Annotated in this window: 17 protein-coding genes; 13 read left to right on the top strand and 4 right to left on the bottom strand. The window is 71.0% G+C overall.

All coding sequences use genetic code 11. The annotated features are described in order from the left end of the window. Positions 1-141: 141 nt before the first annotated feature. From ETD85_RS32730 to ETD85_RS32745, 4 genes are read left to right on the top strand one after another with little or no spacing between them, the layout of a single operon-like run. Entirely contained in the window at positions 142-1,416 is a 1,275-nt protein-coding gene (locus ETD85_RS32730; protein ID WP_206058840.1) for an ABC transporter substrate-binding protein, read from the top strand. Beyond that, positions 1,413-2,342: a carbohydrate ABC transporter permease gene (locus tag ETD85_RS32735; RefSeq protein ID WP_206058841.1), complete on the top strand. Its 930-nt coding sequence runs from the start codon at positions 1,413-1,415 to the stop codon at positions 2,340-2,342. Before ETD85_RS32730 ends, ETD85_RS32735 begins: the two co-directional genes overlap by 4 nt. Continuing rightward, positions 2,339-3,166 (top strand): carbohydrate ABC transporter permease, encoded by an 828-nt coding sequence (locus ETD85_RS32740; protein WP_138693675.1) that lies wholly within the window; start codon positions 2,339-2,341, stop codon positions 3,164-3,166. The genes ETD85_RS32735 and ETD85_RS32740 overlap by 4 nt, the downstream gene beginning before the upstream one ends. A 13-nt stretch (positions 3,167-3,179) precedes the next feature. After that, the gene (locus tag ETD85_RS32745; protein WP_138693676.1) at positions 3,180-5,753 is read left to right on the top strand and encodes a glycoside hydrolase family 78 protein; all 2,574 of its coding nucleotides are present in this window, start codon (positions 3,180-3,182) and stop codon (positions 5,751-5,753) included. Positions 5,754-5,825: 72 nt separating this feature from the next. On the opposite strand, the gene ETD85_RS32750 is transcribed toward ETD85_RS32745, so the two are convergent. After that, positions 5,826-6,605 (bottom strand): hypothetical protein, encoded by a 780-nt coding sequence (locus ETD85_RS32750; protein WP_138693677.1) that lies wholly within the window; start codon positions 6,603-6,605, stop codon positions 5,826-5,828. After that, the gene (locus tag ETD85_RS32755) at positions 6,602-7,102 is read right to left on the bottom strand and encodes a SigE family RNA polymerase sigma factor (RefSeq protein ID WP_138693678.1); all 501 of its coding nucleotides are present in this window, start codon (positions 7,100-7,102) and stop codon (positions 6,602-6,604) included. The genes ETD85_RS32750 and ETD85_RS32755 overlap by 4 nt, the downstream gene beginning before the upstream one ends. Before the next feature lie 417 nt (positions 7,103-7,519). Between ETD85_RS32755 and ETD85_RS32760 the strand changes: the two genes are divergently transcribed. The 5 genes from ETD85_RS32760 to ETD85_RS32780 all read left to right on the top strand — a co-directional run bounded on the left by ETD85_RS32760 (position 7,520) and on the right by ETD85_RS32780 (position 11,283). Beyond that, positions 7,520-7,984, top strand: a complete 465-nt coding sequence (locus ETD85_RS32760) for an ATP-binding protein (protein WP_138693679.1) — start codon at positions 7,520-7,522, stop codon at positions 7,982-7,984. Positions 7,985-8,077: 93 nt separating this feature from the next. After that, positions 8,078-8,482, top strand: coding sequence for a hypothetical protein (locus tag ETD85_RS32765; RefSeq protein ID WP_138693680.1), 405 nt, complete (start codon positions 8,078-8,080; stop codon positions 8,480-8,482). 120 nt (positions 8,483-8,602) lie between these two features. Beyond that, positions 8,603-9,850: a phospholipase D-like domain-containing protein gene (locus tag ETD85_RS32770; RefSeq protein ID WP_138693681.1), complete on the top strand. Its 1,248-nt coding sequence runs from the start codon at positions 8,603-8,605 to the stop codon at positions 9,848-9,850. A 192-nt stretch (positions 9,851-10,042) separates the two neighbouring features. Next, positions 10,043-10,654 carry a dihydrofolate reductase family protein gene (locus tag ETD85_RS32775; protein WP_206058843.1) on the top strand — a complete coding sequence of 204 codons (612 nt, stop codon included), beginning with the start codon at positions 10,043-10,045 and terminating at the stop codon, positions 10,652-10,654. 173 nt (positions 10,655-10,827) lie between these two features. Then, entirely contained in the window at positions 10,828-11,283 is a 456-nt protein-coding gene (locus ETD85_RS32780) for a hypothetical protein (RefSeq protein WP_138693682.1), read from the top strand. Positions 11,284-11,311: 28 nt separating this feature from the next. On the opposite strand, the gene ETD85_RS32785 is transcribed toward ETD85_RS32780, so the two are convergent. Further along, positions 11,312-12,040, bottom strand: a complete 729-nt coding sequence (locus ETD85_RS32785) for an FHA domain-containing protein (protein WP_170246956.1) — start codon at positions 12,038-12,040, stop codon at positions 11,312-11,314. Between the two features lie 266 nt (positions 12,041-12,306). Between ETD85_RS32785 and ETD85_RS32790 the strand changes: the two genes are divergently transcribed. The 3 genes from ETD85_RS32790 (at position 12,307) to ETD85_RS32800 (ending at position 16,455) form a co-directional block, all read left to right on the top strand. After that, positions 12,307-13,836, top strand: a complete 1,530-nt coding sequence (locus ETD85_RS32790; protein WP_138693683.1) for a serine/threonine-protein kinase — start codon at positions 12,307-12,309, stop codon at positions 13,834-13,836. A gap of 100 nt (positions 13,837-13,936) precedes the next feature. Further along, the gene (locus tag ETD85_RS32795; RefSeq protein ID WP_138693684.1) at positions 13,937-14,854 is read left to right on the top strand and encodes an alpha/beta hydrolase; all 918 of its coding nucleotides are present in this window, start codon (positions 13,937-13,939) and stop codon (positions 14,852-14,854) included. Continuing rightward, entirely contained in the window at positions 14,851-16,455 is a 1,605-nt protein-coding gene (locus ETD85_RS32800; RefSeq protein ID WP_138693685.1) for a flavin-containing monooxygenase, read from the top strand. Before ETD85_RS32795 ends, ETD85_RS32800 begins: the two co-directional genes overlap by 4 nt. Positions 16,456-16,470: 15 nt before the next feature. Here ETD85_RS32800 and ETD85_RS32805 read toward each other — a convergent pair whose 3' ends face one another. Continuing rightward, positions 16,471-17,718, bottom strand: coding sequence for a cytochrome P450 (locus tag ETD85_RS32805; protein WP_138693686.1), 1,248 nt, complete (start codon positions 17,716-17,718; stop codon positions 16,471-16,473). 169 nt (positions 17,719-17,887) lie between these two features. Here ETD85_RS32805 and ETD85_RS32810 point away from each other — a divergent pair, with 169 nt between their 5' ends. Next, complete coding sequence (locus ETD85_RS32810) at positions 17,888-18,628, top strand: isocitrate lyase/PEP mutase family protein (protein ID WP_138693687.1); 741 nt, start codon at positions 17,888-17,890, stop codon at positions 18,626-18,628. Positions 18,629-18,692 lie beyond the last annotated feature (64 nt).

The raw sequence follows: 18,692 nt of genomic DNA on the forward strand, positions 1-18,692 counted from the left end.
CGATAGGAGATCGTTCCTCAGATCGCCTCTTGACGTCCCAAGTCGTAACGCCTACGTTAACTCGCATCGGGGGATGTTAAAACGTTTCAACGAACCCGGAGGGGCGTTGTGAAGACCTCTCACCGCACGGCGGGAGCGGCCTTGGCCGTTCTCGCGACGGCGGTCCTGACCTCCTGCGGCTCAGGCTCGGGCTCCGAGCCGGCCGCCGACGGCTCCGTCACCTTGTCCTTCCTGGTGGACAACAGCCAGGGGACGGTGAGCACCGCGAAGGCGCTCACGGACGCCTTCATGCAGGCCAACCCCAAGATCAAAATAGAGACCGAGACCCGGCCCGGAGGCAGCGAAGGCGACAACATCGTCAAGACCAGGCTCTCGACGGGCGACATGTCGGATGTGTTCTGGTACAACTCCGGCTCGCTCCTCCAGGCGCTCAACCCTGGGCAGACCATGGTGGACCTCACCGGCGACCCCGTGATGGCCACCGTGCAGAAGGACTTCCTGCCCTCGGTGACGCAGGGCGGCAAGGTGTTCGGCGTACCGGCCGGGACGGTCACCGGCGGCGGCATCCTGTACAACCGCAAGATCTACGAGCAGCTCGGCCTGGAGGTGCCCAAGACCTGGGCCGACTTCATGGCCAACAACGAGAAGATCAAGGCGGCCAAGCTCACGCCGGTGATCACGACGTTCAAGGACACCTGGACCTCGCAGCTGTTCGTCCTGGGTGACTACTACAACGTCCAGGCCGCCGTCCCGTCCTTCGCCGCCGACTACACCGCCGGCAAGGTCAAGTTCGCCGGCACGCCGGCCGCCCAGGCCGGGTTCGAGCACCTGGCCGAGGTGCACGTCAAGGGCTACGTCAACGAGGGCTTCGGCTCGGCCACCAACGACCAGGGCATCAAGATGCTGGTCGAGGGCAAGGGCGCGCACTACGCGATGCTCAGCTCGGCCCTGCCGCCGGTGATGGCGACGATGCCGCAGGCCGGCACCGACGTCGGCTTCTTCGGCATCCCGGGGACCGACGCGGCCAAGAGCGGCGCCACGATCTGGGAGCCGGCCGCCGTCTACGTCTCCAAGACCACCAAGAACCTGGAGGCCGCCAAGAAGTTCCTCGCCTTCGTCGCCTCGCCGGCCGCCGCCGACGCGGTGACCAAGGCCGTGCAGCCGACGGGGCCGTACCGGATCGAGGGCGCCAAGCTGCCCGACAACGCCATCCAGGCCGCCAAGGACCTGCAGGTCTACATCGACGAGGGCAAGAGCGCGCCGGCCCTGGAGTTCCTCTCCCCCGTCAAGGGCCCGTCGCTGGAGCAGATCACCGTCGCGGTCGGCTCTGGGCTGACGCCGGCCGCCGAAGGCGCCGCCCAGTACGACAAGGACGTGGAGAAGCAGGCCCAGCAACTGGGGCTCGCAGGGTGGTGACCAGACAGGACGCCGGGCCCCGCACGGGGCCCGGCGTGGCTCAGGGGCCACGCCGGGCGCGCACGACCAAGGCGCGCTCCGCCTACCCGTACGCGCTCTACCTGCCGGCCGCGATCGTGTACCTGGTGATCTTCCTGGTGCCGACCGTGATGGCGTTCTACTTCGCGCTGACGCGCTGGACGCTGTTCGACAGCACCTTCGTCGGCCTGGACAACTTCCGGGACTTCCTGGCCGAGCAGAACCTGCGCATCGGCTTCCAGAACACCCTCATCTACGCGGTCGTCACCAGCGGCCTCAAGGTCGTGCTCGGGCTGCTGCTCGGCGTGCTGCTCACCTCGAAGCTCAAGCTGCGCGGCTTCCTGCGCTCGGTGGTGTTCTTCCCCGTCCTGGTCTCCACCGTCGCCGTCGGCATCACCTTCAGCGCCCTGCTCCGGCCCGACACCGGCCTGGTCAACAGGGCGCTGGCCCTGGTCGGCATCGACGGCGGCGACTGGCTCGGCGACGCCACCACCGCGCTGCTGTCGGTCGCGCTGGTGGACGTGTGGAAGGGCGTCGGCATCGCCACCGTCATCTACATCGCCGGCATCATGTCGATCCCGCCGGAGTACCACCAGGCGGTGGCCGTGGACGGGGGCGGCGCCTGGCACCGCTTCCGGCACGTCACGCTGCCGCTGTCGTGGCCGGCCACCTACTCGGTGATCATCCTGTCGTTCATCGGCGGGCTGCGCTCGTTCGACCTGATCTGGACGATGACCCGCGGCGGCCCCGGCTTCACCAGCGACACCATCGCCTCGATCATCTACAAGCAGTACCAGGCCGGCTTCTTCGGCCTGTCCACCGCGGGCAACGTGCTGCTCTTCCTCATCGTCACGGCCATCGCCGTGCCGCTCAACTACTTCCTCGGCAAGAGGCAGGTCACCGCATGAGGGCACTGAGGAGGCTCAGCGCGGAAGCGGTCGCGCTGGTCCTGGCAACCGTGATCTTCCTGATCCCGTTCGCGCTCATGCTGCTGACCGCGGTCAAGGACCAGACGCAGGCCACCGACCTCGACTTCGCCTGGCCGGCGAACTGGCCGATCGTCGAGAACTTCATGGCGGTCATCGAGGCGCACGACTTCGTGCTGCTGCGGGCCTACGTCAACAGCACGATCCTCACCGTCGCCTCGGTCGCCCTGATCGTCGTCTTCGGCGCCATGGCCGCGTTCGTGCTGCAACGCCGGCCCGGCAAGGTCGCCAAGGCCGCCGACTTCCTGGTGCTGTCCGGGCTGATCATCCCGCCCGCCGTGGTGCCGACGATCTGGCTGCTGCAGGCACTCGGGCTGTTCAAGACCATGCCCGGGCTGATCCTGGCCGAGGTGGCCTTCAACCTGTCGTTCGCGATGCTGCTGTTCCGGGCGTTCATCGCGGCCATCCCCCGCGAGCTGGACGAGGCCGCCCAGATCGACGGCTGCAACGGCCTGCGGCTGTTCTTCCAGGTGATCTTCCCGCTGCTGCGGCCGGTGACCATCACCGTCATCCTGACCAGCTCGGTGGCCATCTTCAACGACTTCGTCAACCCGCTCTACCTGCTGCCCGGTGACGACAACGCCACCGTGCAGGTCACTCTCTACAACTTCCAGAGCCAGTACAACACCCAGTGGAACCTGCTGTTCATGGACATCGTCCTGATCACCATCCCGCCGCTGGTGCTGTTCATCTTCTTCAACCGCAAGATCGTCGCCGGAATGACCGCCGGCGCCATCAAGGGCTGACCTAAGGAGCACCTTGCCGCACGTCACAGCGCTTACCGTCTCGGCTCCCGCCTTCGAGCACCACCGGGAGCCCATCGGCATCGGCGAAAGCGCCCCCCGCCTGTCCTGGACCGTCGAGACCGGCATCCCCGGCTGGCGGCAGCGGGCGTACGAGATCGAGCTCAGCGACGGGACCGTGACAGGACCGGTCGAGTCGGAGCAACCGGTGCTCGTCCCCTGGCCCGGCCCTGAGCTGACCTCACGCGAACGGCGCGGCGCGCGGGTGCGCGTGCACGGCCACGACGGCTCGGTCAGCGACTGGAGCCCCTGGTCCTGGGCCGAGACCGGCCTGCTGGAGCCGGCCGACTGGCAGGCGGGCGCGGCGGGACCGCCGCTGGAGCTGCTCGGCGTGCCCGACGGCCCCGCGCTCCTGCTGCGCCGCGACTTCACCGTACGCGGCCCGATCGACAGGGCCCGCCTGTACGTCACCGCCCACGGCACGTACGAGGCCGAGCTCAACGGCCGGGTCGTCGGCGACGACGTCCTGTCCCCCGGCTGGACCAGCTACGGCCACCGGCTGCGCTACCGCACCCACGACGTCACCGAGCTGCTGCACGAAGGCGCCAACGCCATCGGCGCCACCCTCGCCGACGGCTGGTACCGGGGCCGCGTCGGCTTCCTCGGCGGCAAGACCAACATCTACGGCGAGCGCACCGCCCTCATCGCCCAGCTGGAGATCACCTACGCCGACGGCAGCACCGACCTCGTGGTCACCGACGACGGCTGGCGCTGCGCCCCCGGACCGGTGACGACGGCCAGCCTGTACGAGGGCGAGCACCACGACGCCCGCCTGCTGCCGGCCGGCTGGTCGGAGCCCGGCTTCGACGACGCCTCCTGGCTGCCCGCGGACGTGCTCAGGCACGACCCGGCCACGCTCGTCGCCCCCTCGGGGCCGCCCGTGCGCAGGACCGAGACGCTCAGCCCCGTGGCCGTGCTGACCGGGCCGCAAGGGGAGACCATCCTCGACTTCGGCCAGAACATCGCCGGCCGCCTGCGCATCCGCGTCCAGGGCCCGGCCGGCCACACGGTCACCCTGCACCACGCCGAGGTCCTGGAGGACGGCGCACTCGCACTGCGCCCGCTGCGCTCGGCCGTGGCCGAGGACCGCTACACGCTGCGCGGCGACGGCACGCCCGAGGAGTGGGAGCCGCGCTTCACCACGCACGGCTTCCGCTACGCCCAGATCGACGGCTGGCCGGGCGAGCTGGACCCCTCCGACGTGCAGGCCGTCGTGTGCCACACCGACATGCGCCGGATCGGCGACTTCGCCTGCTCCGACCCGCTGCTCACCCGCCTGCACGACAACGTGGTGTGGAGCATGCGCGGCAACTTCGTCGACCTGCCGACCGACTGCCCGCAGCGTGACGAGCGGCTCGGCTGGACCGGCGACATCCAGGTCTTCGCCCCCACCGCCGCCTTCCTCTTCGACTGCACGGGCCCGCTGGCCTCCTGGCTCGCCGACCTGGCCGCGGAACAGGCCGAGCTGGGCAGCGTCCCGCACTACGTCCCGTGGGTGCCGCTGGCCTTCGACACCATCCCCACCGCCGCGTGGGGCGATGCCGCGGTGCTCGTGCCCTGGACGCTCTACCAGCGCTCCGGTGACCTCGACCTGCTTCGGCGGCAGTACACGAGCATGAAGGCGTGGGTGGACCAGATCGCGTCGCTGACCGGCGACGACCACCTGTGGGACGAGGGCTTCCAGTTCGGCGACTGGCTCGACCCCGCCGCGCCCCCGGAGGATCCGGGCAAGGCGCGGACCGACCACGCGCTCGTCGCCACCGCCTACCACGCCTGGACGACCACGATCCTGGCCCAGACGGCGGAGCTGCTCGGCCACGACGCCGACGCCCGGCACTACGCCGAGCTCGCGCAGGCGGTGCGGGAGGCGTTCCGCGGCGAGTTCGTCACGCCGTCGGGCCGGCTGGCCTGCGACACGCAGACCGCCTACGCCCTCGCGCTGACCATCGACCTGCTGGACGGCCCCGCGCAGCGCGAGCGGGCCGGGCGCCGCCTGGTCGAGCTCGTCGCCGGCGACGAGCACCGCATCGGCACCGGCTTCGTCGGCACGCCCCTGGTGTGCGACGCGCTGGCCTCGGCCGGAGCCTACGACACCGTCTACGAGCTGCTCCAGCAGCGCAACTGCCCGTCGTGGCTCTACCCGGTGACGATGGGCGCGACGACCATCTGGGAGCGCTGGGACAGCCTGCTGCCCGACGGATCGGTCAACCCCGGCGAGATGACGTCGTTCAACCACTACGCGCTCGGCGCGGTGGCCGACTTCCTGCACCGCACCGTGGCCGGTCTCGCGCCCGCCGCCCCCGGCTACCGCCGCCTGCGCATCGCGCCGAGGCCGGGCGGGGACCTGACCCACGCCTCGGCGCGGCTGGACACCCCGTACGGACCCGCGTCGGTGTCGTGGACGCTGGAGGACGGCACGCTGACCGTCACCGCGACCGTGCCGCCCGGCGCGGACGCCGAGGTGGACCTGCCGGGATCGGCCGTGCGGGAGGTGGGTGCCGGCACCCACACCTTCACCGCCGCGCTCTGAGCAAGCACGCCCGCCGCGAGGCGGAGCCGCCATCGCCGGCTCCGCCTCCGCGGTGGCCGCGTGCCCTGGAGCTCACCGCCTGACGGGCTGGTCACCGGCCGGGCCGTCGTAGATCCCGGCGGCCCATGCGCCCGGCCGCTCGCCGACCTCGGCCGACAGCCGCTCGCGTACCTCGGGGTTCATCAGCGCCACCGACTGGGCCGTCTCGTCGCACTCCTTCGACTTCCCGACCGGCGGGCACCCCGTGACGGCCTCCGCCACCTCCCGGACCGGGGCGTCGGCGGGGAAGACCCAGATCCGCAAGGTCTGCGGGCGCTCAAGCCAGCCGGCGGGCGCGGAGAGCCGGTCGTGATGCCCGCCGCTCGCGGGCCCGCAGCGGCCGGTCTCGCCGCCCGTCTCGCCGCCCTTGAGCTTGCCCACCACGACCACCCACGCCCGTGGATCTTCGCAGGCCACCTTGTGCCCGGTGGAGAGGCTGACCGGGTCGAACGTCACCGTCCGTTCGACGCCCACGGTCTCGAAGCGCTCCGAGTGCAGGAGCGGGAGGTCGTACCTTTTCGCCCCCAGCACCACCTCGTACTTCTCCGGCAGCCGCGGGCCGGGCCGCACCCGGACCGAGTCCACCGGGCGCTGGGCGACGATCGCCTCCTTCACCTGGACCGGATCGGTCACCAGCATGGCCGCGGTCACGGCGGCGGCCACGGCCGCGCCCGCCGCCGCCATCCGCCGCACCCGGCGTATGCGGCGGCCCCGCCGGACGATCGCGCCCAGGTTCGGAGCCGGTTCGCCGCCCGCCCGCTCGTCCATCTGCCTGGTCAGGAGCTGCCGCAGGTCGCTCTCCATGTGCCTCATCGCTGGACCCTCTCCAGGTTCATGGTCTGAATGTCCGGATCGACCCGGAGACGGGTGAGCGCCCGGCTGAGCTGGGTCTTCACCGCTCCCAGCGAGCATCCGACGATGTCGGCGACCTGGGTGAGCGTCCGGCCCTCGAAATAGTGCAGGACGACCACCGCCCGCTGGCGCGGGGAGAGCGTGCCGATCGCGCTCCACAACGCGGCCTGGTCGTCCACCTCCGCGGCCGGGTCGCGCGGATCGGCCCTCTCGGGGACAGTCTCGGCCGGGATCTCACCGCGCCAGCGCCTGCGCCACCAGGAGGCGTGGGTGTTCACGATGATCCGGTAGACGTACGGGTCGGGGTTGCCCTCGATCCGCCGCCACGCCAGCCACGCCTTCGCCAGCGCCGTCTGCACCAGATCCTCGGCCGTGCCCCAGTCCCGGGCGAGCAGATAGGCCATCCGGCACAGCCGCAGGTGCCGGTGCGCCACGTACTCGGCGAACCCGTCGTCCATGCATCATCCCCGTCTCGCGTCTCCGTGGTCTCCGGCGATGACTACCGCTTGAGAGGCGCGTTCGGATGACAGCCGGCCCGCACCGAGTTCACCGGCCCCGGCTCGGGTCCGCGTGCTGGAGCGCGTCGGCGCAGCGGTGCATCGGACGGTAGTAGTCCGGGTCGGCGAGCGTGTACGTCAATTCCTGCATCATCAACCCCTGCTGAGCAGCCGCGCTTCGACAAGGTTGACCGTAGGTGGAGGAACGTGACGGCAATAGATAAACCGGGCTCATCTACCGGGCCGGGGGCTTGGCGCCGGTTAATCACCGCACCGCTGAGGCGTGCAGAAGGCCGATCTCGCCATCGGCACCGACTCGCGACGCCGGTAAGGGAACAATGTGGCTGTCACGGGTTTCCAAACCTGCGAGGAACCACCATGAGCAACCCCCGGGAGCTGCGCTGCCCGATCACCTGGGATCTGGCAGTCCTCCGCCAGCGGCTGCGCGACTACGCCGCGCAGGCGGGGATGCCCGAGCGGCGATTACAGGATCTGGTCGTGGCGGTCAACGAGGCGGCCACCAACGTGCTGGAGCACGGCGGCGGCACCGGCACCCTGACGGCGTACGCCGACCCGGTGGGCATCTGGATCGACATCGTGGACAGCGGCGGGACGCTCAGCGACGAGCACCTCACCCTCGCCCCCGACTACGCCTCAGGACGCGGGTTCGGCCTGTGGACGGTCCTGCACCTGTGCGACTGGGTCAGCCTCGAACACCCCGAGGGCCGATCCCGGCTGCGCCTGCTCGTGCGCTACCAGCCGGTCTCCGGCAGGAGGGAGGAACCCCGCGCGGCCTCGGGCGACCCCGGTGAGCCGAACGTGACGGCCGGCACCACCCCGTAACGGTCCCCGGCACTCAACACGGACTCAACACATCCTCAACATCGCCACTGCCACCATGCCGATCGAACAACGGATCGAGTGGGGGGAATCAGGATGCGCAAGCAGTCGAGAAGCGTGGCGGTGCTGGTGGCGGCCGGAGCGATCGCGGCCATGGCCGTCGCCGCCGGACCCGCGGGGACGGCGTCGGCCGCGACGATGCCCGGTTGCCCGGCCCCGCGGCCGCACAACCTGGACAACGGGACGGGCGTGATGAAGGGCACGTTCAACCTCAAGACGGGCCCGTACGCCGGCAGCGCCTGCGGCACGGTGACCGCCGTACGAGGCGGCCGGGTCCTCTACTTCCACTGCTGGACCACGAACAGGTACGGCACGAGGTGGGTCTACGCCCGGGTCAAGGGCACCAGGACGTACGGCTGGATGTCGATCGACAACCTGCGCAACATCCGGGGCGCGAACTTCGCGCCGTGCACCTCCGACATCGCCCGCGACGGGAACTGACGCACGCCCGCGCCGGTCGGGCCACCGACCGGCGCCACGGCCGGTTGACAGTTCAGCGTCACAGCGATGACAGTTCGACCCTGACATCACACACCGCACACGCACACCGGGGAGTCAGACTTGGTAGCGAAGAGACCAGCCGTCATCACCCTGATCCTGGCGTTATGCCTCACCGTCTCGCCGGTCACCGCCGCGGGCGCGGCCGTCACCGGCCCTCCCGTGCTGAACGCCCCGGTGTTCAACGACCCGACGGCCGACTCCGGGGTCGCGCACAGCCCCAGCGCCCAGCAGTCGGCCGTCATGGACCAGCTCATCAGGCTCATCAAGGCTGTCCCCGCGGGCGCTGAGATCCGTTTCGCGATGCATGAGTTCGTCCCCGGCGACAGGTCCAGCGAGGTCGCCTCGGAGCTGGTCGCCGCGCACGCCCGCGGCGCAGGCGTGCAGGTCGTGCTCGACAGCCAGGACGACGGGCGGAACGACACCGTGTTCGGCCAGCTCAGCGCCGCGCTCGGCACCAACGAGACGGCCGCGTCCTGGGCCGTGCGGTGCGAATACCCGAACGAGAGCGCCGACCGCGGCTGCATCGCCAGGGACTACCTGCACGACAAGTTCGCCACCTTCTCCAGCGTCGTGGTGAACGGCGTCACCCACTCCAAGGTCGTCTTCCAGACCTCGTCGAACATGTCCGACTGGTACCTGTACAACTCCTACAACGACGCGTTCACCCTGACCGACGCCACGGTGTACGACGGCTACGTCCAGTACTTCAAGGACCTGCGGGCCCGGCGCATGCAGCCGGTCAACCCCGACTACTTCTGGACGACCCCCACCGGCTCGACCTACAAGGGACACTTCTTCCCCCGCCTGACCTCCAGCGGCGACCCGATCGCCAACGTGCTGAAGCTCGTCAAGTGCAGCTACCAGGACGCCGCCGGCGTCACCCGGCAGACCGACATCCGCCTCGCCCTGACCGCCTTCAACGGCAACCGGGTGGAGATCGCCAACGAGCTGCTCCGGCTGCGCGGCGAGAACTGCTGGATCGACGTCGTGTTCTACGACGAGAGCGCGAAGAAGAACGTCACCCAGTACATCCGCGACATCCTCGCCCGGCCCGCATCGAACGGCAAGTACATCCAGGTCAGGCCCTGCCGGTTCACGGTGGGCAGCCGGTCCGTGGTGCCGCACACCAAGATCATGATGATCGACGGCTACTACGACGACGACATCACGCCCCGCGTCTACACGGGCAGCGCGAACTTCACCACGCTGGAGAACGCCGACGACTCGATGCTGCGCATCGCGGGCCGCGACGTCCACACCAAGTACCTGTCCTGGTTCTACAACCTGCGATCCGCCTGCGGCGGCTGACCGCGCGCCGGAGGGGCGCCGCCGCCGAGGCGGCCTGCCTGGCCCTCCGCGCCAGGTGACCCGCCGCGAGTACGCTGTCCGCTTCCGGGACCGAAGGGAAACCTTAAGCGATCCGTAAACGCGTTCCGGCAGGCTCTGGCACATGTGAACGGCACGGCCGGACTTCCCAAGGCGGGAAAGAGAAGGAGAGCGATGATGGCGAGCAGGCTGGTGGTTTCGACCTTCGTGTCCCTGGACGGCGTCATGCAGGCGCCCGGCGGGCCCGGCGAGGACGACACGGGCGGCTTCCCCTGGAGCGGCTGGCTGGCCCCGCACGTGGACGAGGTCTTCGGCCAGATCATGGGCGAGCAGTTCGAGCGCGCGGACGGCATGCTGCTCGGCCGCAGGTCGTACAACATCCTCGCCGCGCACTGGCCCGGCGTGCCCGACGAGGAGGGCGGCGCCAAGATCAACAGCATGGCCAAGTACGTCGCCACCAGAAGCCCGATGACCGCCGAATGGCGCAACACCGAGGTCCTGGTCGGCGAGGCCGCCGAGACGGTCGCCGACCTCAAGAAGCGCACCGACGGCGAGATCATCGTCCAGGGCAGCAGCGACCTCATCCGCACGCTCCAGCGGGCCGAGCTGGTCGACGAGTACCGGCTGCTGGTCTTCCCCGTCGTGCTCGGCGAGGGCAAGCGGCTCTTCGCCGAGGGCACCGCCGCCGCCGGGCTCAAGCACACCGGCTCGACCACCACCGGGGCCGGCGTCGTGTACGTCACCTACGAGTGGGCCGGCAAGCCCGTTCTCGGCTCCGTCGCGTAGCGGGGCCGGCGCCGCTACATCGCCGCCGCCCAGCCGCCCCAGCGCTCTGCCACCCCTCCCGACCAGCCAGAAAGCTGAAAAAGTCGGCCTTTAGATGTATTTTTCGGCTGCCTCGTGGATCTGGTAGCGCGATGGGGGGACCGGGCAACACCGACACACGGAAGGTCGATGTCATGCGCTTACGAGGCTGGCTGGTGCTGGGCGCCGTGATCAGCGCGGGTCTGCTGGGGACACAGCCCGTCGCCGCGGCGGCGGCCGTGCCGTTCGCCGCGGACTCCGGCGACAAGTGCCGCCGCGGCGTCACGGAAGGGACGCTCGAACAGCTCCAAGGCCCGGTCATCAGGCCGACCGTCCAGGTCGAGGGCGCCCTGGCGGACGACGGCGAGATCTCGCCCTGCGCGCCGGACGGCATGTACTCCCGGGCCACCTTCAGCGGCTACAACGGCGGCACGCTCGTCGATCGCGAGACGTTCAAGGTGGACGACGGGAAGATCGCGCTGTCGTTCGGGCTGTCCGACCCGACGGGGGTCACGAAGATCGACGTGGTGACCGTGCAGGTGTGCCGGTTCACCAGCTCGCCGATCGGGATCAGCTACTGCGGCCCGCAGCAGACGTACAAGATCCCCTGATCGGCGCCGGCGCCGGGTCCGGCCGCGCTCAGCGGCCGGGCACCGGCAGCAGGGCCAGGTGCTCGCTGGTCACCAGGTCGAACCTGAGCGCGAGCGAGACCAGCGCGTGCCGCTGCCAGTCGGCCTTGCCCTCGCCGCCCTGCGGGTCCTTGACGTGCAGCTTCTTCTCGGCCAGGTAGCCGATGTGGAACCCGATGGCGGTCCGGCTCAGCCCTGGGTCGCGCAGCCGTTCGATGATCTCGGGGATCGTCGGGATGCGGGACGTGGACGGGTCGCGCAGGCGCGGCTCGCACAGGGCGACCAGGATGCGGAAGTATTTGGCGTTCTGATCGAGTGGGTAGGCGACCTGCGTGGCCGCGCCGCCGTCCGCGCTGCCCGGCGGCACGTGCACCTGCTGCGGCGCGAACACCAGGAAGGACACCGTGCCGTCGACCGCGGGCAGGCTCACCCGCGAGAACTCGAACGGGATCGGCGCCCCCACCCGCCCCGGAGGCACCTTCACGAACTCGCCGCCGCCCTCGGGATTCTCCACGACGTACGTCTTCGACGTGCTGAGGTTGGACAGCAGCCAGTAGTCGCCCACCGCGACGATCCGGCCCGCGCGGCGGGAGACCGCCGGGTCGTCCAGCACGATGTCCACCGGGGAGCCGGGCGTCCCCCGCCCGAAGAACGCCTGCTCCCCCGGCGCGAGCTCCAGTGAGTACGGCCGGTCGTCGGTCGGCGCCGCCGCCTGCTGGATCAGGATGGTGCTGTGCATCGGCCGGACCTTACTCGCGAACCAGCGACGGTGTCGAGGTCGTACAGGACAGCGGCCGCCCTGGCCCGCGGCACTCGCGCGGGCCGCCGCCGGGCTGGTCGTCGCCGCCCCCGCGGCCGACGATCGTCCCCTTCGCTCTCATGACGGGTGTCCCTCCCGGCTTCGAGGTGGCCACGTCGATCGTGCCGGGCGGAGGGCCTGCTCCGTAACCTGGTAGCTACCAGGGCGCGTGGACGGATTCACGAAGATCGACCATGATGAGCTGAATGACGGCTCCATCCCACGCCGGCCGCTACCGGATCGAGCAGCTCATCGGGGTCGGGGGATTCGCCTCCGTCTACCTGGCCCATGACGACGCGTTGCGCTCTCCGGTGGCGGTGAAGATCCTCGCCGACAACTGGGCCCGCCAGACCGACGTGCGCGCCCGTTTCCTGCAGGAGGCGCAGCTGCTGCGCAGGGCCGACTCCCACCTGCTCGTGCAGGTCTTCGACGTCGGCGAGCTCGACGACGGCAGGCCGTACTTCGTGATGACGTACGCCGATCGGGGCACCCTCCTGGAGCGGCTGCGCGGCGGCCCGCTCGCCATGGACGAGGCGCTCAGCCTGATGGGCGAGATCTGCCAGGGCGTGGCCGTGCTGCACAGCATCGGGGTCGTCCACCGCGACCTGAAGCCGTCGAACGTGCTGCTCTGCTCGCGGCCCGAGGGCGGTGAGCGGGTGATGGTCTCCGACCTCGGCATCGCGCGCTCCACCGACCACCTGAGCGGGCTGACGCTGCCCGCCGGCTCGCCCGGTTACCAGGCGCCCGAGCAGCTCTACTTCGACGGGGCGCCGGACGCGCGCGCCGACGTGCACGGGCTGGGCGCGCTGACGTACCACATGCTCACCGGCCGGGTGCCCGCCAAGCCCGGCCGGCGGGTGCCGCCCAGCGCGCTGCGGCCGGAGGTCCCGGAGGGGCTCGACGCCGTGGTGATGCGCGCCCTCGACCCCGACCGGGACGGGCGCTGGCCCGACGCGGCCACGTACCTGGCCGCCCTGTCCGCTCCGGACACGCCGCCACCGCCCTTGTCGTCACCGTCCTCATCGTCACCGTCCTCATCGTCACCGCCCTTACCCCCGGCGTCTGGGCCCTCGGAGCCTGGGCCCTCGGAGCCTGCCGAGCCCCCGCCGGGGGCGGGTGAGCGGCCGCGCAGGCGGTGGAGGGCGCTCGCCGGCGGCGCGGCCGCGATCGTGGTGGCCGTGGTGGCCGCCGCCGTGGCCGTCAGCCTGGCCGGCTCCTCCGATCCGCCAGGCGGCCCCGCGTCTAGCGCGCCGGCCACCACCGGCGGCCCGGCCGGCCGCTGGCTGCGCGACGACTCCGACATCCCCGACGAGTACCGCGACCTGATCGTGCGGGCGGGCACGTACTGCGCCGAGCCCGGCCTGAGCCCCGCCTTGATCGCCGCGATGCTCAAGGCGGAGTCCGGCTACGACCCCAACCTGTCCGACAAGGACAGGAACGAGTACGGCATCGCCAGGTGGACCCCCGAGGTGCTGTGGCACTGGCAGCCGAACGGCCTGCAGGGCGCGAAGCCGGAGCCGCCGTTCAGCCCCGAGCTCTCGATCGTCGCCATGGGCCGGTTCATGTGCACGCTGGGCCCGCAGATCGAGGACCTGCCCGGCGATCCCGCGCTGAAGCTGGCCGCCCTCTACCGCAGCGGCGTGACCCCGCTCAAGCGGGCGAAGGGCATCCCCGCGAAATGGCGCGACTACACCACGCAGGTCGCCCGCTACATGCGCGACTACCAGCCGGCCTGACTCGCGAAACGGGCAAATGCCCCATTGCCGCCACGGCACTCCCGGGTGACACTCAACCAGACGACCATCGTCCGTAGACCCGGCCCGTGAGGTGACATCCATGTCCCTGGATGAAGCGACGATCCAGTTCCTCAAGCAGCTCGGCGAAGCAGGCGTCAAGCCCCTGCACGAGATGACGCCGGAGGAGGCGCGGGCACTCGGCGGCATGCTGGGCGCCATGTACGGCAGCGGCCCCGAGCCGGCCTCCGTCGAGGACGTGCGGATCCAGGCCGAGGACGGCGGCTCGTTCGGGGCCCGCGTCCTGGTGCCGGCCGGGACCCCGCGTGGCGTGATCGTGTACTACCACGGCGGCGGCTGGGTCATCGGCGCGATCGACGAGTTCGACACCCTGGGCCGGATACTGGCGCACCGTACGGGCTGCACCGTCGTCCTGGTCGACTACCGGCTCGCCCCCGAGCACCGCCACCCCGTCGCCGCCCGCGACGCCTACACCGCCCTGCGCTGGGTCGCGGACGGGCCCGGCCGGCAGCTGCCGATCATCGTCGCCGGGGACAGCGCGGGCGGCAACCTGTCGGCCGTCGTGGCGCGGCGCGCCCGCGACGAGGCCGGCCCCGCGATCGCGCTGCAGGTGCTCGTCTACCCGGTGACCGACTGCGACCTGGACAACGCCTCCTACACCGACCCCGAGAACCAGCTCATGCTCACCCGCGACTCGATGGTCTGGTTCTGGGACCACTACGCGCCCGACCTGGCCGCCCGCACGAATCCGGACGCCTCCCCGCTGCGGGCGAAGGACCTGTCGGGGCTGCCGCCCGCGGTCGTGCTCACCGCCGAGCACGACGTGCTGCGCGACGAGGGCGAGGCCTACGCGGAGCGGCTGCGCCAGGCGGGGGTGCCGGTGGAGTTCAGGCGGTTCGCCGGCCAGATGCACGGCTTCTTCACGATGGTGAACGTGCTGCCGGGCAGCGCCGCGGCGATCACGACGGTCGTGGAGGCGATCGACGGGAGCCTGCGATGACGCGAGCGGCCGACCACGATGCCGTCGTCATCGGCGCCGGGTTCGCCGGGATGTACATGCTGCACCGGCTGCGCGGCCTCGGCCTGTCCGTACGCGTCTTCGAGACCGGCGACGGCGTGGGCGGCACCTGGTACTGGAACCGCTACCCGGGCGCCCGCTGCGACGTCGAGAGCATGGAGTACTCCTACTCCTTCGACGACGACCTCCAGCAGGAGTGGGAGTGGACCGAGCGCTACCCGTCGCAGCCCGAGATCCTGCGCTACGCCGACCACGTCGCCGACCGGTTCGACCTGCGCCGCGACATCCGGTTCGAGACCCGGGTGACGCGTGCCGCCTACGACGAGAGCGCGAACGTGTGGCGGGTGGAGACCGACCGCGGCGACCGGGTGTCGGCGACGTACCTCATCACGGCGGTGGGCTGCCTGTCGGCGGCCCGCGTCCCCGCCTTCCCCGGCCGGGGCACCTTCCTCGGCCCCAGCCACCACACCGGGCGCTGGCCGCACGAGGGCGTGGACTTCATCGGCAAGCGGGTCGCCGTCATCGGCACCGGCTCCTCCGGCATCCAGGCCATCCCGGTGATCGCCGAGCAGGCCGCGCACGTCACGGTCTTCCAGCGCACCCCCAACTACAGCCTGCCCGCGCACAACAGGCCGATGGAGCCGGAGTACGCGCGCTGGGTGAAGGCCAACTACGCCCGGATCCGCGACGCCATGCGCAACTCCGCCAACGGCCTGATGACCGCCGGCAACGACGGATCGGTGCTGGCGGCCGGTGAGGTGGAGCGCCTGGCGGAGTTCGAGGCCCGGTGGGCGCGCGGCGGGGTCGGCCTCCTCGGCGCGTACGGCGACATCGTCGTCAGCCCCGAGGCGAACGAGCTCACCGCCGAGTTCGTCCGCGCTAAGATCCGCGGCATCGTCGAGAACCCCGAGGTGGCCGAGCGGCTCACGCCGCGCGACCATCCCATCGGCACCAAGCGCATCTGCGTCGACACCGGCTACTACGCGACCTTCAACCTGCCGCACGTGACCCTGGTCGACGTGCGGCGGGACCCGATCCAGGAGATCGTCCCGACCGGGGTGCGCACGGCGGGGGGCGAGCACCCGGCCGACATGATCGTGTACGCCACCGGCTACGACGCCCTGACCGGCCCGCTGCTGGCCATCGACCTCACCGGCAAGGGCGGCCTGTCGCTGCGGCACAAGTGGGCGGCCGGGCCGCGGGCCTATCTCGGGGTGATGACGGCGGGCTTCCCCAACCTGTTCACCATCACGGGACCGGGCAGCCCCTCGGTGCTGAGCAACATGATGGTCTCCATCGAGCAGCACGTGGACTGGATCGCCGGCTGCGTGGCCCGGCTGCGCGCCGACGGGATCGCCGTGATCGACGCCGACCCCGTGGCCGAGGACGCGTGGGTGGCGCACGTCAACGAGGTCGCCGGCTACACCCTCTATCCCCGGGCCGACTCCTGGTACATGGGCGCGAACATCCCCGGCAAGCCCAGGGTGTTCATGCCGTACATCGGCGGGGTCGGGGCGTACCGGGAGAAGTGCGACCAGGTGGCGGCCGACGGCTACCCGGGGTTCGTGCTCTCGGCGACCTGAGGGCGAGGGAGCCGCTCAGCGCATGGTGTAGCGGACGGGCAGCGACTTGAGCCCGCCCACGAACGTGGTGGCCAGCCAGGCGGGCTCGCCGTCCAGCTCGATGCCGGTGAGGCGCGGGATCAGCTCGGCGAACAGCGCGCGGATCTCCATGCGAGCCAGCGCGGCGCCCAGGCAGTAGTGGACGCCCGAGCCGAACGCCAGGTGCCTGTTGGGGTCGCGGCCCACGTCGAACCGGAACGGCTCGGCGAAGACGTCCTCGTCCCGGTTGGCCGACGGGTACGACAGCAGCACCGACTCGCCCTTCCTGATGGGCGTCCCGCCGACGTGCGTGTCGGCGGCGGCCGTCCGCATGAACTCCTTCACCGGGCTGACCCAGCGGATCATCTCCTCGGCCGCGAGCGGCAGCAGGCCGGGATCCTCCCGGAGCCGGCGCAGCTCGGCCGGGTGCCGGATCAGCGCCTCCAGCCCGCCCGCGATGGTGGAGCTGGTGGTGTCGTGCCCGGCCGTGGCGATGATGACGTAGTACGAGGCGGCCTCGAAGTCGCTCAGCGGCTCCCCGTCGATGCGGGCGTTGGCGATCACCGAGGCCAGGTCGCCGGTGGGCCTGGCCCGGCGGGCCGCGGTCAGCTCCCTGAAGTAGGTGAGCAGGTCGTCGAGCACGGAGGTGTGGTGCTGCGCGGTCCCGCCGCTCCGGCTGCGGCTGTCGTCCTGGCCGAACAGCTCCTGCGTGAGCCGCAGCATGCGCGGGAAGTCCGACTCGGGCAGCCCCAGCAGCGAGAGTATGACGTAGAGCGGGTAGTGCACCGCGACCTGCTGGGCGAAGTCGCACGAGCCGCCGAGCCCGGCCATCCGATCGACGTGCCGCCTGGCCAGCTCGCGCACCCGCACCTCCAGCGCGCGCATGGCCTTGGGACGGAACCAGTCGGCGCCGATGGCCCGCATGACCCGGTGCTCGGGGTCGTCGATGTGGACGAGCGTCTTCAGCCCGGTCCCCTTCGCGCGGCGCGCGTCGATCGCGGCGTCGACCTCGGCTTTGCGCAGCACGGGGCGCGGGGCGCTGAGCCACAGGTCGTTGCGCCGCTCGATCTCCAGCACGTCGGCGTGCCGGGTGATCGCCCAGAAGGGGTTGTAGCCGGGCGCGTCCACCCGGTGCACGGGGGACTCACGCCGCAGCAGCGCCAGCGCCTCGTGCAGGCGGGTCTCGTCCGTGTACGAGGCGGGAACGGCGAAGGAGCGCCCCGCTTCGTCGATCGTCATGGTCATGGCCACGGGCTGAGCCTTCCTGTCGGCACGCGCTTTCGGCCCCTGATCTGCCATTCCCCCGCCGCCGCACCGGTATTCGGCGCCGGGACCCCCCTCGTGCGCGGCATGTCACAAAGTGGCTGCCTGGCGAGTCTTAACAGGGACACAGCTCGACGACGAGGAAGAAGTCATGCCGAACACCCAGACCAAGCTGCTCCGCGACCTGCACAAGGCGGTCGACCCGCTGATCCTGCCGAACGTGTGGGACGCCTCCAGCGCCACCATCGTGGCCGAGGCGGGTTTCCCCGCGCTGGCCACCGCGAGCGCCTCCATCGCCGCCATGCTCGGTCACGACGACCACGAGGGCGCGCCGGCCGACGAGATGCTCGACGCCGCCGCCCGGATCGTCCGCGCCGTGAACGTCCCGGTGACCGTGGACGCCGAGGCCGGCTACGGCCTGCCGCCCGCGGAGCTGGTCGCCCGGCTCACCGCCATCGGCGCGGCCGGGTTCAACTACGAGGACTCCGACCACCGGGCCGGCGGGATCGTGGACGTCGAGACGCAGGTCTCGCGCATCGCCGCGCTCAGGGCCGCGGACGCGGACCTGGTGATCAACGCGCGGGTGGATCTGTTCCTGACCGGCTCGGCCTCGGTCGAGGAGGTCTCCGAGCGGGGCCGCCGCTATCTGGAGGCGGGCGCCGACTGCGTCTTCCCCATCCTGGCCCCCTCCGAAGAGGTGGTCGCCGAGCTGGTCAAGGCCATCCCGGGGCCGGTCAACGTGACCTGCCTGCCCGGCATGGACCTGGGCAGGCTGGCCGCGCTGGGGGTGGCGCGCGTCTCGTTCGGGCCGATGACGTACCTGACCGCGCTGGAGGCGCTCAAGTCCATGGCCGTCCGGATCCGGTCGGGCCAGGACCCCTACGCCGCCTGAGCGCCCCGCTCACGGCAGCGGCGACAGGCCCTCGTACGCGACGGACCAGGAGGAGGGGAAGCCG

The sequence above is a fragment of the Nonomuraea zeae genome (assembly GCF_005889725.1).
Classification (GTDB): domain Bacteria; phylum Actinomycetota; class Actinomycetes; order Streptosporangiales; family Streptosporangiaceae; genus Nonomuraea; species Nonomuraea zeae.